At 67.2% G+C, this 253-nt stretch carries 1 protein-coding gene; it reads left to right on the top strand.

What is annotated here, in order from left to right:
- Positions 1 to 253: conjugal transfer protein TraB (locus HKX41_12420; GenBank protein ID NNC24940.1), on the top strand; the 253-nt coding region annotated here is incomplete at both ends.

Raw genomic sequence — 253 nt, 5'->3', positions numbered from 1 at the left:
CGAACGCGTCATCGAGGAGGAAAAACCCGATGCGGTGGCGGTCGAGCTCGACGAGGGGCGCTACCGGCAGATGAAGGGCGGGACACCGGACGAGATTGCGCCCGCCGACCTCCTACAGGGGAGCATGGCGCTCCAGTTCCTCGCGTACTGGCTGCTCTCCTACGTCCAACAGCGGATGGGTGAGCGCTTCGACATCGACCCCGGCGCGGACATGCTCGCGGCGGTCGAAAAGGCCGAGGCAGTCGGCTCGGAG

Source organism: Salifodinibacter halophilus (assembly GCA_012999515.1).
Taxonomy (GTDB): Bacteria; Pseudomonadota; Gammaproteobacteria; order Nevskiales; family Salinisphaeraceae; genus Salifodinibacter; species Salifodinibacter halophilus.
This window is presented reverse-complemented; position numbering and strand designations above follow the sequence as displayed.